13 protein-coding genes are annotated in these 14,191 nt (G+C 56.5%); 6 read left to right on the plus strand and 7 right to left on the minus strand.

The genetic code is table 11. The annotated features are described in order from the left end of the window. Positions 1-8: 8 nt before the first annotated feature. On the minus strand, positions 9-1,112 hold the full coding sequence (gene proB / locus ACXKZD_RS15240) for a glutamate 5-kinase (RefSeq protein ID WP_010255198.1): 1,104 nt from the start codon (positions 1,110-1,112) through the stop codon (positions 9-11). A 238-nt stretch (positions 1,113-1,350) separates the two neighbouring features. Between proB and ompC the strand changes: the two genes are divergently transcribed. Next, a complete protein-coding gene (ompC, locus tag ACXKZD_RS15245; RefSeq protein ID WP_010255197.1) occupies positions 1,351-2,463 on the plus strand; it encodes a porin OmpC in 1,113 nt (370 codons plus the stop codon). A gap of 332 nt (positions 2,464-2,795) precedes the next feature. Here the strand turns inward: ompC and crl are convergent, their stop codons facing one another. The 3 genes from crl to gpt form a co-directional block, all read right to left on the minus strand. Then, on the minus strand, positions 2,796-3,197 hold the full coding sequence (gene crl, locus ACXKZD_RS15250) for a sigma factor-binding protein Crl (RefSeq protein ID WP_003851176.1): 402 nt from the start codon (positions 3,195-3,197) through the stop codon (positions 2,796-2,798). 132 nt (positions 3,198-3,329) lie between these two features. Continuing rightward, positions 3,330-4,577 carry an esterase FrsA gene (frsA, locus tag ACXKZD_RS15255; RefSeq protein WP_324700396.1) on the minus strand — a complete coding sequence of 416 codons (1,248 nt, stop codon included), beginning with the start codon at positions 4,575-4,577 and terminating at the stop codon, positions 3,330-3,332. A 116-nt stretch (positions 4,578-4,693) separates the two neighbouring features. After that, positions 4,694-5,152, minus strand: a complete 459-nt coding sequence (gpt, locus tag ACXKZD_RS15260; protein ID WP_009091894.1) for a xanthine phosphoribosyltransferase — start codon at positions 5,150-5,152, stop codon at positions 4,694-4,696. Between the two features lie 254 nt (positions 5,153-5,406). Between gpt and pepD the strand changes: the two genes are divergently transcribed. The 4 genes from pepD to ACXKZD_RS15280 all read left to right on the plus strand — a co-directional run bounded on the left by pepD (position 5,407) and on the right by ACXKZD_RS15280 (position 10,721). Next, entirely contained in the window at positions 5,407-6,864 is a 1,458-nt protein-coding gene (pepD, locus tag ACXKZD_RS15265; RefSeq protein ID WP_115758901.1) for a beta-Ala-His dipeptidase, read from the plus strand. A gap of 260 nt (positions 6,865-7,124) precedes the next feature. Then, the gene (locus ACXKZD_RS15270; RefSeq protein ID WP_031292786.1) at positions 7,125-8,630 is read left to right on the plus strand and encodes a sugar ABC transporter ATP-binding protein; all 1,506 of its coding nucleotides are present in this window, start codon (positions 7,125-7,127) and stop codon (positions 8,628-8,630) included. After that, the gene (locus tag ACXKZD_RS15275; protein WP_010671160.1) at positions 8,627-9,628 is read left to right on the plus strand and encodes an ABC transporter permease; all 1,002 of its coding nucleotides are present in this window, start codon (positions 8,627-8,629) and stop codon (positions 9,626-9,628) included. Before ACXKZD_RS15270 ends, ACXKZD_RS15275 begins: the two co-directional genes overlap by 4 nt. Positions 9,629-9,653: 25 nt before the next feature. Continuing rightward, positions 9,654-10,721, plus strand: a complete 1,068-nt coding sequence (locus ACXKZD_RS15280) for a sugar ABC transporter substrate-binding protein (RefSeq protein ID WP_010255186.1) — start codon at positions 9,654-9,656, stop codon at positions 10,719-10,721. A gap of 36 nt (positions 10,722-10,757) precedes the next feature. On the opposite strand, the gene dinB is transcribed toward ACXKZD_RS15280, so the two are convergent. Continuing rightward, positions 10,758-11,813 (minus strand): DNA polymerase IV, encoded by a 1,056-nt coding sequence (gene dinB, locus ACXKZD_RS15285; RefSeq protein ID WP_010255185.1) that lies wholly within the window; start codon positions 11,811-11,813, stop codon positions 10,758-10,760. 244 nt (positions 11,814-12,057) lie between these two features. Between dinB and dpaA the strand changes: the two genes are divergently transcribed. Beyond that, positions 12,058-12,801 carry a peptidoglycan meso-diaminopimelic acid protein amidase gene (gene dpaA / locus ACXKZD_RS15290; protein ID WP_010255183.1) on the plus strand — a complete coding sequence of 248 codons (744 nt, stop codon included), beginning with the start codon at positions 12,058-12,060 and terminating at the stop codon, positions 12,799-12,801. Here the strand turns inward: dpaA and ACXKZD_RS15295 are convergent. Together ACXKZD_RS15295 and lpcA are read right to left on the minus strand one after the other, a co-directional pair. After that, complete coding sequence (locus ACXKZD_RS15295) at positions 12,772-13,539, minus strand: class II glutamine amidotransferase (RefSeq protein WP_010255181.1); 768 nt, start codon at positions 13,537-13,539, stop codon at positions 12,772-12,774. The two genes, dpaA and ACXKZD_RS15295, sit on opposite strands and share 30 nt — an antisense overlap. Positions 13,540-13,590: 51 nt before the next feature. Beyond that, entirely contained in the window at positions 13,591-14,169 is a 579-nt protein-coding gene (gene lpcA / locus ACXKZD_RS15300) for a D-sedoheptulose 7-phosphate isomerase (RefSeq protein ID WP_010255178.1), read from the minus strand. Positions 14,170-14,191: the final 22 nt, after the last annotated feature.

The following is a 14,191-nucleotide window of genomic DNA, read 5'->3' on the forward strand; positions in this document are numbered from 1 at the left end:
TCCGCTCCTTAACTGACGATCATGTCGTCGCGGTGAACCGCCACCGGGCCATATTCATAGCCCAGGATTTCGCTGATCTGCTGGCTGTGATGACCGGCAATCATCCGCATCGCGTCGCTGTTGTAGCGTGAAACACCATGCGCGATATCCCTGCCCTGCAAACTGCGGATACGGATCACTTCCCCACGTGAGAAATTCCCCTGAATAGCACGGATCCCTTTCGGCAGCAGCGAACTGCCGCGTTCAATAATTGCCGCCAGTGCACCATCATCGACGGTGAGTTCACCTGCCGGAGGCGCACCGAAAATCCAGCGTTTACGATTTTCCAGCGGCGATTGCTGCGCATGAAAGCGCGTACCGACCGGCTTACCGTCAATGACATCGCTGATCACACCGCTGCGACTGCCTGAGGCGATGATCACATCGATACCGGCGCGGCAGGCGACATCCGCCGCCTGAAGCTTGGTCGACATGCCGCCAGTGCCGAGACCCGATACGCTGTCGCCCGCCAGGGCACGCAACGCATCATCGATCACATGGACATCACTGATCAGCTCAGCCTCAGGATTGTTACGCGGATCGGCGGTGAACAGTCCCTGCTGGTCGGTCAGCAGCAGCAGCTTGTCGGCACCGCCGAGCATCGCCGCCAGCGCTGAGAGATTGTCATTATCGCCCACTTTGATTTCAGCGGTGGCGACGGCATCGTTCTCATTGATCACCGGCACTATGTGGTTATCCAGCAGCGCGCGCAGCGTGTCGCGGGCATTAAGGAAGCGCTCGCGATCTTCCATGTCGGCACGGGTCAGCAACATCTGACCAATATGGATACCGTAGATTGAGAACAGCTGTTCCCACAGCTGAATCAGACGGCTCTGCCCCACCGCAGCCAGCAGCTGCTTTGAGGCGATGGTGGGTGGCAGTTCGGGGTAACCCAGATGTTCGCGTCCGGCGGCCATCGCGCCAGAGGTCACAATCACAATGCGGTGGCCCGCCGCGTGCTGCTGCGCACACTGACGAACCAGTTCCACCATGTGCGCCCGATTCAGCCGACGGGAGCCGCCGGTGAGAACGCTGGTACCCAACTTGACCACTAAGGTCTGACTGCCACTCATATTTCCTGCCGTAGTGAAAAATTTTTACGAAAGGACGTTTTAACAGGAGTCGATAAGGAAGCCAACAGCCAGCGGGGGAAAAGCACGAATTTACGCGGACAAGGACGTAGACCAAAAGTTCAGGGTTAACAAGAAATCATGAAAAGTGTCATAAAAAGTTCATCGCTGACGGGTAAAAAGTCCGTGCTTTACAAAAACTTTCATTTTTTTACGGCGTTCACATTGGGATTGATAGCAAATGAAGAAAAGCACACTGGCCATGATCCTCTCCACGCTGACGCTGGCATCTGCCGCGCAGGCTGCCGAAATCTATAACAAAGATGGCAACAAACTGGACTTATACGGCAAAGTTAAAGCTGAGCACTACATCAGCGATAATGCCAGCCAGGATGGAGACAAGTCCTATACCCGTATCGGTTTTAAGGGTCAGACACAGATTAACGACCTGATGACCGGTTATGGTCAGTGGGAATATCAGTACAACGTCAATAACTCCGAAGGCAGCGACGCCAACAATGGCAACAAAACCCGCCTTGGGTTTGCTGGTCTGAAATTCTCGCAGTATGGTTCGGTCGATTACGGTCGTAACTACGGTGTGCTGTATGACGTTGAGGCCTGGACCGACGTGTTCCCGGAATTCGGCGGTGACGGTACAGCCCGTTCCGATAACTTTATGACTCAGCGTGCAACCGGTGTGGCGACTTACCGTAACAACAACTTCTTTGGTCTGGTCGATGGGCTGAAGTTTGCGTTGCAGTATCAGGGTAAAAACGACGCCACCAGCGCCAACACCCGCACCGACATCAACCGTCAGAATGGCGACGGCTACGGTGCCTCACTGGGCTATGCCCTGGGTGATTCCGGTGTGAGCCTGATGAGTGCCATCACCTCTTCTGACCGTACCAACCAGCAGCAGGCACGTGCCTATGGCGGCGGTGACCGTGCGGATTCCTGGGGCGCAGGCGTGAAGTATGATGCCAACAGCGTCTACCTGGCGGCGATCTATACCGATACCCGCAACATGACACCAATCAGCGGCACCAACCGTAACACCGGTGCTACCGTCGCGGGCGCAGCCAACAAAGCGCAGAACATCGAACTGGTGGCGCAGTATCAGTTTGATTTCGGCCTGCGTCCTTCTATTGGCTATGTACAGACAAAAGGCAAAGATATCGAAAACGGTATCGGCGATGCGGATCTGGTGAAATATATCGACGTGGGCGCGACCTACTACTTCAACAAAAATATGTCCGCCTTCGTTGATTACAAAATCAACCAGCTGGATGATGACAACGCGCTGTCGATTAACAACGATGACGTGGTCGCGATGGGTGTGACTTACCAGTTCTGATTTCAGGCTAATGCCGCACAGCATAAGCTACAGAATGTATGAGCATGAAAAAGGGCGCGTTTTTCAACGCGCCCTTTGCTTGTTAACAACATCTGGCCCGCTCTGCTATGAGATCGAGCTGCGCAGGGAACACGGTCAGATCGGAAAGACGCAAAAGACGTCATCCCTGACACGCTCGACCCGCGCCGTCCCTGGCGCGGGACGCTTTCCTCTTCTGCCCGTGTTCCCTGCGCGTTGAGCTTATTCGTTGCTGCCAGATTCACCCTACTTGAGATTTGTCAGCAGTTTGTGGGCAAGCGTTTTAACTCACCCTTTAATCTCTAAACACCCAATCAGGCGCTCAGCTTTACCGGTTTCTCATCGAAATCGCTGGCCGGAATCAGATCCAGCTCGAACTCTTTCAGCATCGCTTTCAGACGGGTATGGAAATTCCGTAAGGTCTCTTCCACGCGCGCCGTATTCTCTTTGCCTTTGATGGTTGCCACCGACCAGTCACCCTCTTTATCGAACAGACCGATATGGTAGACATAGGTAAAGTGGTCAGCCTGCGCTTCCAGCTCCATCCACCAGCCCCAGAACTCACGCAGTTCCGGTGCCGGTTTCACATTAACGCAGGCAGCCAGGCAGTCGAAAAAGAACCGGGTTTCGCCACATTTCCCATCGCGAATATAAGGCCCAAGCTCCGTAAAGCGCTTAAGCAGGCGACTGCGGGGATGACCACTTGGTAACGTCATGCTGAATCTCCATAGATTTTGACCGCTATACAGCCTTGATTTTCCGGACGGCCAGGGAATGTCATGTTTCGCTTAACGGCAGCCCGGAAGAATTCCGCTACTAGTTGTAGCAAATACTGTAAATTTTGCCAGTTACCTTTTTAAACGCTTCTCCAGCCAGTCGCAAATTTCATTCAGCGCCTTGTCGAAACTGGCCATCATCGGCTTCACCGGAATCAGCAACGCTTTGCCATCTGACGAAGAGTTAGCGATCAGCTTGCTCTCCTCTTCCGGGCTGAAAAGATCGTTTTGCCAGTAGCCCGACAGCATGGGTGTCGGCGTCCGGCGGCCCAGCAATCCCTGAGTTTTCAGCGAATATCGATTGAGTTCGGTACGCAGCGCACTGTCAGAGGCGGTTGCCATGCCCAGCCGGCTCGCCAGCATATCCATATACATATCCGGGATCTCATCCTGCAACGCTGTCTGCGTCAGCAGCGCATGCACAATCGGGCCAAGACAGGCGACCCCACGCAGCCGCTGCGATTCCAGATAGGCCAGTCGTACGGCCACGTTAGCGCCAAAGCGATAACCAAACGCCGCCACGCGGGTATGGTCGATCCAGGGCACGTTTTTCAGATCGCGCAGCACCTGCTGATGCAAAAAGCTGGTGTCCTGACTCAGCGTCCATTTCACCGAGTTGCCTACCGACGGCACATCAATGGTCAGCATGGCGATGCCGCGCGGGGCAAGGTAATCATGGAACAGGCGATAGTGATCGCTCTGTAATGAGTCGAGCGCGCCACAGAACAGCACGGTGGGATAAGGCGCTTCAACGTCAGGCGGCATGTGCAGAAAGCCGTTAACCGGGCTGCCACCCTGAATGGCGAACGTCAGCGGTTTCAGCTCGCCCGGCAGGCGTTGAGTCGCCTCTTCATAGGCGCGGTTCGCCAGCGTCTGCGCCTGGTCGGCCAGCTCATCCCCTTTTATATAGGGATAGGCCGCAACGCTGTAGAGATGCGCCGCGTGTAGCCAGTAGTCGCCCGCCTCGCTGTCGTCGGTGGCCTCCAGCGCTTTCTGCTGCCAGATACCCGCCTGTTTACACCATTCGAAATGCCAGTTGCCGCCGCGAAAACCGATTACAGTGTCGAGCAGCGTCTCATCCGTATGTTCAACATTGCTGATGGCAATACGTGCCAGTACTTCGCTGATCTCCTGCGGCGACAGGCCACGCCATGTCCACATCAGCTTATTCAGCATACGATACCAGCCACGCTGGCTGTCACCATCCAGGGCTGAGTGGACATCCGAAGTAGCATGATGGTGGCGGCGAACCAGGGTTGAGGTTTCAGGATGTTTAAAGCGCGGTTTGAACAACTCCTCGCTGAGATTTTTGCTCGACATACTCACTTCTCCTGCAACAGAAACGGCGATGGCTAAGTGTACTGTACGGCAATTCGGGGTGCGAGGCACAGAAAGCACAACGCCCGGAAAACCGGGCGTTGTCTGATGCATATCAATCAGCTTTTAACAATCGGCGGGATGTAGACCACGCCCATATCCCACGGCTGCTCGATCCAGGTATCCTGCGGAATATCGACAATATAATCATCAACCAGTGAGCGACCGGCCGGTTTAGCGAAAATGGTGCAGAAACGCGCTTTCGGGTACATCTCGCGAATCGCCTGGGCGGTGCCGCCGGTATCCACCAGGTCATCGATCACGATAAAGCCTTCACCGTCGCCTTCTGCGCGCTTCAGAACTTTCATTTCGCGCTGATGATCGTGGTCATAGCTGGAGATGCAGACGGTATCGACGTAGCGGATACCCAGTTCACGTGCCAGCAGCGAAGCCGGTACCAGACCGCCGCGGCTCACCGCGATAATGCCTTTCCACTGTTCAACAGGAAGCAGGCGCTGGGCCAGTTTACGGGCATGAATCTGAAGCATGTCCCAGGTAACGACGTATTTTTCGCTCATAGAATAGAAATCCCAGCCAACCGAGGTGGCGTAAAAATGTGCAACGGGGAAAAGGTTGCGCGAGATTATAAGGAGTTGACGCACTAAAAACCAGCACCCGCGCACTGGTTGCGGCTTTTTAGCGCGTCTGAGAGCGCACCCGGTAGAAAACAGTGATATTCTCGGGCCTGGCTCGTCAGATTCTCTGACGGCGATTTTTCACTGGAAACTCGCGATGTCCGGCCTCGCCGGTACACTGACACAGGAGACCTGTCGTGTCTGAATTGTCTCAACTCTCTCCACAGCCGCTGTGGGATATTTTCGCTAAGATCTGCTCTATTCCCCATCCCTCTTTTCACGAAGAAGCGCTGGCGAGTTACATCGTCGGCTGGGCCAAAGAGCAAGGCTTCTGGTGTGAGCGCGATCAGGTCGGCAACATCCTGATTCGTAAGCCCGCCACCGCAGGCATGGAAAACCGTACCCCGGTTGCGCTGCAGGCGCATCTGGATATGGTGCCGCAGAAAAATAATGACACCGTTCATGACTTCACCAAAGATCCGATTCAGCCCTGGGTTGACGGCGAGTGGGTGAAAGCGCGCGGCACCACGCTGGGCGCGGACAACGGCATCGGTATGGCTTCTGCGCTGGCAGTACTGGCTGACAGCAGCCTGACACATGGCCCGCTGGAAGTGCTGCTGACCATGACTGAAGAGACCGGTATGGATGGCGCATTCGGTCTGCAACCCAACTGGCTGCAGGCAGAAATCCTGATCAACACCGACTCCGAAGAAGAAGGTGAGATCTACATGGGCTGCGCGGGCGGTATCGACTTCGTCACCACCCTGCCACTGACCCGTGAAGCGGTGCCTGCTGAATTCCAGACCCTGAAGCTGACGCTGAAAGGCCTGCGTGGCGGTCACTCCGGTGCCGATATTCATATGGGCCTCGGCAACGCCAACAAACTGCTGGCGCGCTTCCTGGCGGCACACGCTGCTGAACTGGATCTGCGTCTGCTGGCCTTCAGTGGCGGTACGCTGCGCAACGCGATCCCGCGTGAAGCCTTCGCTACCGTGGCGGTCGAGAGCCACAAAGCGGATGCGCTGAAATCAGCGGCGGCGCACTTCCTGAGCGCCATCAAAAATGAGCACGGCATCAAAGAGCCGAACATCGCCCTGGTCACTGAGCCGCTGGCGCATCAGGGTGATGCTCTGAACGCTGACAGCCGCGATCGCTTCCTGAACCTGCTCAACAGCATGCCAAACGGTGTGATCCGCAACTCCGACGTGGCGAAAGGCGTAGTAGAAACCTCACTGAATATCGGTGTGGTGACCATGGAAGCCGATCATGCAGAGATCAACTGCCTGATCCGTTCGCTGATCGACACCGGCCGCGATTATGTGGTGCAGATGCTGACCTCACTGGGCCAGCTGGCCGGTGCACAGACCAAAGCGAAAGGCGGCTACCCAGGCTGGCAGCCTGATGCGGACTCCGCCATTATGGCGCTGACCCGTCAGACCTATATCGCGCTGTTTGATAAGACCCCGAACATTCAGGTGATCCACGCCGGTCTGGAGTGTGGTCTGTTCAAAAAACCGTATCCGGAGATGGATATGGTATCGATTGGGCCGACCATCACCGGGCCGCACTCGCCGGATGAGCAGGTTCACATCGAAAGCGTTGGCCTTTACTGGAAACTGCTGACCACCCTGCTGAATGTGGTGCCAGAAAAGTAATTCTGTCACAAAAAAAGTAAACCAGGCTCCGGCCTGGTTTTTTTATGCCTGTGACTTTCCCCCAGCATAATTCGCTGCCTTTTCCGCCCTTTCCCCCGCTATTCCGCCGCTTTCCCGCGCTTCGCTGGTTGTAGCCGCCATTATGTCCAGATGTCTGGATGGCTAATAAGATTTCGTGCTAGCTTATGCGCTTTCGGCTGTTGCCGCGCCTGAAGGTTCAGGAAAAAATGCGGCCAGTGTTTCTTCAGGAGAGTAATGACATGCCAGGGTTAAACTGCCTTGAGATGCGTAACATCTCCATCGCTTTTGGCGGGTTTGCCGCGCTATCGTCGGTGGATTTCCGCAGTGACGGCCATTCAGTACATGCACTGACCGGCGCTAACGGCGCGGGTAAGTCAACACTGATGGCGATCCTTTCCGGTGCGCACAGCCACTACAGCGGCGAGATCCTGCTGGATGGTGAGCCGGTCTCCATCCGTACGCCGCGTGATGCGAAACGGCTGGGTATCCATCTGGTTCAGCAGGAAGTGGACGTGGCGCTGGTGCCGCAGCTCAGCGTCGCGGAAAACATTCTGCTGGATCGGCTGGCAGAGCCTGGCCACCGCTATCGCTGGGGCGAGGTTCGGCGTCAGGCGCGGGCGCTGCTGGCTCAGCTCGACGTGGCGCTGGACGTCAACCGGCTGGTGGAGCGCTGTACCCTGGCTGAAAAGCAGCAAATTCTGCTGGCGCGCGCGCTGTCGCACCACTGCCGCTTTCTGATTCTGGATGAACCCACTGCCCCGCTGGATCAGCATGAAAGTGAGCGGCTGTTTGCTGTGGTGCGTCGCCTGCAGGCCAGCGGCATCGGTGTGGTGTTTATCTCTCACCGCATCCATGAACTGAAAGCAATCTGTGACCAGCTGACGGTGCTGCGTGATGGCCGGTTGATCGAAACCGGCCCGATGGCGGCACTGAGCGGTGAGCAGATCGTGGAGAAGATGCTGGGGCATCAGCTCACCGATATCTTCCCGGCCCGTCGTGCGCAGCAGACTCAGCCGCTGCTGCTGGCGATTGACGGTCTTCATGATGAGCAACTGCTGCAGGATATCTCGCTACGATTGCACAAAGGGGAAATTCTGGGCATTGCAGGCCTGGCCGGTGCCGGTAAAACCGAACTCTGTAAGGCGCTGTTTGGTGCCAGCAAAAGCCGCGTCAGTCGCGGTGAACTGCATGGCCAGCCGTGGCAGCCCCGTTCGCCGCATGACTCCGTCAGTCGCCGCATGGCGCTGGTGCCGGAGGAGCGGCGCAAAGAGGGGATCTTTATTGATGAGTCGGTGGCAATGAACCTCAGCGTCAGCGCAGACGACAGCTTTTCGCGCTGGAGCCTGTTTGGTCATCGCCAGGCGTGGCGCTGGGCGGAGCAGGTTATCCAGCAATTGCAGGTGCGCACCACCGGTCCGGCACAGACGCTGCGCCGTCTCTCCGGCGGCAATCAGCAGAAAGTGGCGATAGGCAAATGGCTGCGCAACAACGCCGACGTGCTGATTTTCGATGAGCCGACGAAAGGCGTCGATATCAAAGCCAAAACCGAACTCTTCACCCTGATCGATAACCTGGCGCGCGAGGGGAAAGGCATCATTTACGCGTCGGGAGAGTTTTCTGAACTGGTCGGTTTATGCGACCGGATTTGCGTGCTCTGGGATGGACGCATTGTGGCCGAGCTGGCTGCACGCGACGTCACCGAAGAGACGCTTTTGCTCTATTCCACCGGAGGAACCCCTGCGTGAGCAGCAAAGAAACCAGCCTGAATCTGACAGCCTCGCCGTGGCGTCACCAGTTGTTCGACTTTCTCTATAAATGGGGCATGTTGCTCACGGTGGTGATCCTGATCGCCGCTTTTGGTCTCGCCTCCGACAGCTTCCTTGAACCCAACAACATCATCAATATTCTGCGCTCAATTGCCATTGTCACGGTGATTGCGATCGGCGTCTCGATCTCGCTGACCGTTGGCGGCTTTGATCTGTCGGTCGGATCGACCGCCTCGCTGGCCAATGCACTGGTGATTTCACTGTTTGTCTGGTACGGCTTCGGCACTACTACCGCCATCCTGCTCACCCTGGCGCTCTGCACCCTGGTCGGGCTGTTTAACGCCTTTCTGATTGTGATCCTGCGCATCCCCGACATGCTGGCAACGCTGGCGACACTGTTTGTGATTCAGGGGGTGGCGATGACCTACAGCTTTGGCGGATCGATCACCGAGAACATGGTGCTGCCGAGCGGTGATATGGCGGAAGGCACCATTCCGGCGGCGTTTGGCCTGCTCGGCCAGGTGCCCACCATCGTCATCATCATGCTGGTCGTCACCGTCGCCGCGCAGCTGGCGCTCTCACTGACTAAACATGGTCGCCGGATGTATGCGCTGGGCGGCAATCCGGAAGCGGCGCGCCTCTCCGGCATCCGCACCACCCGCTATCGGGTGCTGGCTTATGTGATCGCCTCACTGCTGGCCGGTCTGGGCGGCATTCTGCTCGCCTCGCGTATCGGCTCCTCGCAGGTGAACGCCGGTAGCGGCTACCTGATGGACGCGGTCGCGGCGGCGTGGATTGGCTTCTCACTGGCGGGCTCCGGCAAGCCGAATGCGCTGGGCACGCTGGTCGGTGCGGTGATCCTCGGCGTGCTGCAGAACGGTCTGGTGATGCTCTCTGTTCCCTACTACGCCATGGACATTATTAAAGGGCTGGTGCTGGCTTTAGCACTGGCGATCACCTATATCCAGCGCCGCTGAGGCGCGTTTACCGGAGTTGATAACAATGCAAAAAATAACACTCTCGCTGCTGGCCCTGAGCCTGCTGAACGCCAGCGCCGCCTTCGCGGATACGGTCACGCCGGTGCCTGCGGCTATCGCCAGTCATGATGGCCCGATCCGCATTGCGGTGATCCGCAATCTCGGCTCCGATGACAACACCACCCAGTTTGTTGCCGGTGCCATTCAGCAGGGTCGCCAGCTTGGCTTCAAGGTCAGCACCTTTCTCAGCAACGGCGACGATGCGCGCTTCCAGGATTTCGTGAATCAGGCGATCAGCCAGAAATATGACGGCATCGTGCTGTCGCACGGTAAAGCGCCCTACGCCAGCGGACTGGTGAAGCGCATTGCCGATGCAGGCATTAAGCTGTCGGTGTTTGATACGCCGGTGGATAGCCCGATCCCGGGCGTCACCGTCACCGCGCAGGATGACGCTTCACTGGCGCAGTTGTCGCTGGGCCAGCTCATCCATGATTTCAACGGCAAGGCGAACATCGTCAAGCTATGGGTTGCCGGTTTCCCGCCGATGGAACGCCGTCAGGTGGTGTATGAAAAACTGCTGAAAGAGAATCCGGGCATTCATCAGCTTGAGTCGATTGGTGCGGTTTCAACTGACGTTCAGGGCGACACCGCCAATAAAATTGGCGCGATTCTGGCGAAATACCCGAAAGGCAAAATCGACGCCATCTGGGGTGCCTGGGACGCCTTCAGCCAGGGCGCTTACAAAGCGCTGCAGGAGAATGGCCGTACCGAGATCAAACTCTACAGCATTGATGTTTCGAACCAGGATTTGCAGCTGATGCGCGAGAAAAACAGCCCGTGGGTGCAGACGGTAGCGGTGGATCCTAAAACTATTGGCGCGGTGAATATGCGTCTGGTGGCGAAGAAAATTGCCGGTGAAGAGACGCCAGCGACTTATCAGTTTAAAGCGGCATCGATCTCTCAGCAGCAGCTTAACAGCCAGCCTGGCGCGGTGAACGTCGCGTCACTGAACAAGATCATTCCGGGCTGGGGCAGCAATGAGGATTTCGTTGCCCCGTGGTTTGCGACCCTGGCGGCGAAATATAAGAAGTAATCGGATGTCAGCCTTGCCGGTCGGTGAGGCTGACGGTTACAGACCCAGCAGCAGCTGACGCTCCAGCTGGGGATCCACCATAGTCACATGTAATCCCACCAGCCGCACGCCGCGCCCGGCACGACGCTCATCCCAGGTTTTACGGGCGATGGCAATCATGTCCTCTTTGTTCAGCACCGGCCAGATATGCTCCTGGGTCGTCTGCTGAAAATCACTGAACTTCAGTTTGACGCCCTGACGCGCCACCTGCTTGTCAGGTCGGATCTGCGTCAGCCGGCGTTCCAGTTCGGCGTAGAGAAAATCAATAATTTCCAGGCAGGCATCCCAGTCGCTGATATCTTCCGCCAGCGTCCGTTCAACCCCCAGCGATTTACGCTCGCGCTCAACGATCACGCTACGGTCATCAATGCCATTGCTGCGCTCCCACAGCACCCGGCCAAACTTGCCAAAGCGCTTTAACAGCAGCGCTAAGTCTGCCTTCTGCACGTCGCCACAGGTTACCAGCCCCATCTCTTCCAGCTTTTTGGCCGAGACCTTGCCGACGCCAGGGATCTTCGCCAGCGGCAGGGTCAGCAGAAAACCGGACATCTCCGGCGGGGTAATCACGAACTGGCCGTCCGGCTTATTGAGGTCAGAGGCGATCTTCGCCAGAAATTTAATCGGGGCGATGCCCGCTGAGGCGGTAAGCCCGGTTTCACGGTAGATGGTGGCACGGATCGCCTGCGCCATCAGCGTGGCAGAGCCGTGACAGTGGGGGCTGTCGGTGACATCCAGGTAAGCTTCATCAAGGGAGAGCGGTTCAATCAGCGGCGTATAGCGGGTAAAGATGTCGCGGATCTGCGCGGAGGCTTCTTTATAGGCGTCGAAGCGTCCTGGCAGCAGACGCAGATGCGGGCATAACTTGAGGGCCATGCCGGTTGGCATCGCGCTGCGCACGCCAAATTTGCGCGCCGGATAGTTGGCGGTGCTGATCACGCCGCGACGCTCGCGGCTGCCACCAATGGCGATCGGGATGTCGCGCAGCTGGGGATTATCACGCATCTCCACCGCGGCATAGAAGCAGTCCATATCGACATGAATGATTTTACGCATACCCCCTCCGGCACTGGATAAGTATACAGTTGGCAGGGGTAACTGCAATATTTGTCGCGCTGACGATTAAAGTTTACAAATTTCTGGCCGAATATCTTTCAGTAAATCGCGAATTTGGCTGACGCCGTCTTGCTAAAAAAACAGACAATGTTTAATGTTGCGCTGCGGTAGCGGACAGTTCCGATAATGCAAACAGAGACGCACATTTTGCGTCATGTTCTCTTCACCTCAAGGTACACACAGCATGGGCAAAATCGCACTCCTGTTTGCGATGATTTTACTGCCAGCCCTCAGCATGGCAATGACACCCGAACCCGTCTCAACGGCACCGGTCAGCAAAGAATTAAAGAAGCAGTTACTTGGCACCCCGGTCTATATCCAGATCTTCAAGGAAGAACGCACGCTCGAACTCTACGGCAAAATCGGTAACGAATACCGCCTGCTGGACACCTACCGCATCTGTAACTTTTCTGGCGGCCTCGGCCCGAAACGCCGTGAAGGCGATTTCAAAAGCCCGGAAGGTTTTTACAACGTGAAGCTGAATCAGCTGAAGCCGGATAGCCGGTTTTATCGCGCGATCAACATCGGCTTTCCGAATCAGTACGATCGTAATCAGGGCTACAGCGGCAATTACCTGATGATTCATGGCGACTGTAAGTCGATTGGCTGCTATGCCATGACTAACGCCTATATGGATGAGATTTTTACCTATGTGAATGCCGCGCTGCGTAACGGCCAGCAGGATATCAGCATCAGCATCTATCCATTCCGCATGACCGACAGCAATATGCAGCGTCACCGCTACTCCACCTATGCCAGTTTCTGGCAGCAGCTGCAGCCGGGATACGCTTACTTTGCTAAATATCATCAGCCGCCGATGGTTAATGTCGCCAGCGGTAAATATGTGATGAACAGCAGCCCGGCACCGGTTTTAGCCAGTCCCGAAGCGGCTTCACGTTCATTCCTGGCGCTCTCCAAGGCAGAATAACGCCCATTCACCTGGCACGATCCGCTGCCAGGTTTCATTGGCCGTCAGTGGCTGCGTAGCAATCACCGTCACCACGTCATGCGGCGTGGTGTGCTGCTGAAAATCGACCTCCACATCCTGATCCAGTAACTGCGCCCGGCCAAAGGGTGCGCGACGGGTGATCCAGTAAAGATTGGTGGAGCAAAAGGCCATCAGATAACGGCCGTCTGACAGCAGCATGTTAAACACGCCCTTCTGCCGCAACGTGCCGGCAAGCTCCCCGATAAAACGGAATACCGCAGGCCAGTTGCCTGGCGTACGTGGATAGCGCGTCGCCAGCTGATGCAGGATCCAGCAGAACGCCTTCTCGCTGTCCGTTTCGCCCACCGGCCGGAATGTGCCGGTCTCCAGCTGCCGATAGCCCCTGAGCTGCCCGTTGTGCGCATAGGTCCAGTTACGGCCCCACAACTCACGGGTAAACGGGTGGGTATTTTCCAGCGACACCTGCCCGCGATTCGCCTGGCGGATGTGCGCCACCACCGAATGCGATTTGATCGGATACTCCTGCACCAGACGCGCAATCGGCGAGTTAAAGCTCGGCAGCGGATCTTTAAACGTACGACAACCTTTATCTTCGTAGAAGGTAATGCCCCAGCCATCTTTGTGAGGCCCGGTTCCACCGCCACGCTGAACCAGACCGGTAAAGCTGAAACAGATATCCGTGGGAACATTGGCGCTCATCCCGAGCAATTCGCACATAGCCACCGCCTTAGAGTAAGCGGCCTCCCGTCAGGCGGGAGGCCAGCGCAGTTACTTCACCATCTCTTTTTCGATCAGCAGCATCAGGATGTGGATCACTTTAATGTGGATCTCCTGGATGCGATCGGCATAACCAAAGTGTGGCACCCGGATTTCAATGTCGGCACTGCCTGCCATCTTACCGCCATCTTTACCGGTCAGGGTGATCACTTTCATCCCCTGCGCACGGGCAGCTTCAATCGCTTTAATGATATTGGCAGAGTTACCGGAAGTTGAGAGGCCCAGCAGCACATCGCCCGGACGCCCTACCGCTTCCACATAGCGTGAAAAGACATAGTCATAACCAAAATCATTACTGACGCAGGAGAGATGGCTGACATCAGAGATGGCAATCGCCGGATAGCCAGGACGATTTTCGCGGTAGCGACCGGTCAGCTCTTCAGCGAAATGCATCGCATCGCAATGTGAACCGCCGTTACCGCAGGAAAGCACCTTGCCGCCCGCCTTAAAGCTGTCAGCCAGCAGCACCGCCGCACGCTGGATCGCATGGATATTGGCCTCGTCGCTGAGGAATTTATTCAGCGTATCAGCAGCTTCATTAAGCTCAGAGCGGATAATGTCCTGGTACATAGGGATGTCCTTTTTTAGGAGA

It is taken from the genome of Pantoea sp. ABR1s (assembly GCF_057812235.1).

What these genes read in the sequence shown, in the direction of transcription:
- ompC (WP_010255197.1), top strand. Translation starts at nt 1,351, where the DNA reads ATGAAGAAAAGCACACTGGCCATGATCCTCTCCACGCTGACGCTGGCA.
- dpaA (WP_010255183.1), top strand. Translation starts at nt 12,058, where the DNA reads ATGGGCAAAATCGCACTCCTGTTTGCGATGATTTTACTGCCAGCCCTC.
- crl (WP_003851176.1), bottom strand. Translation starts at nt 3,197, where the DNA reads ATGACGTTACCAAGTGGTCATCCCCGCAGTCGCCTGCTTAAGCGCTTT.
- ACXKZD_RS15295 (WP_010255181.1), bottom strand. Translation starts at nt 13,539, where the DNA reads ATGTGCGAATTGCTCGGGATGAGCGCCAATGTTCCCACGGATATCTGT.
- ACXKZD_RS15280 (WP_010255186.1), top strand. Translation starts at nt 9,654, where the DNA reads ATGCAAAAAATAACACTCTCGCTGCTGGCCCTGAGCCTGCTGAACGCC.
- ACXKZD_RS15270 (WP_031292786.1), top strand. Translation starts at nt 7,125, where the DNA reads ATGCCAGGGTTAAACTGCCTTGAGATGCGTAACATCTCCATCGCTTTT.
- gpt (WP_009091894.1), bottom strand. Translation starts at nt 5,152, where the DNA reads ATGAGCGAAAAATACGTCGTTACCTGGGACATGCTTCAGATTCATGCC.
- lpcA (WP_010255178.1), bottom strand. Translation starts at nt 14,169, where the DNA reads ATGTACCAGGACATTATCCGCTCTGAGCTTAATGAAGCTGCTGATACG.
- frsA (WP_324700396.1), bottom strand. Translation starts at nt 4,577, where the DNA reads ATGTCGAGCAAAAATCTCAGCGAGGAGTTGTTCAAACCGCGCTTTAAA.
- proB (WP_010255198.1), bottom strand. Translation starts at nt 1,112, where the DNA reads ATGAGTGGCAGTCAGACCTTAGTGGTCAAGTTGGGTACCAGCGTTCTC.
- dinB (WP_010255185.1), bottom strand. Translation starts at nt 11,813, where the DNA reads ATGCGTAAAATCATTCATGTCGATATGGACTGCTTCTATGCCGCGGTG.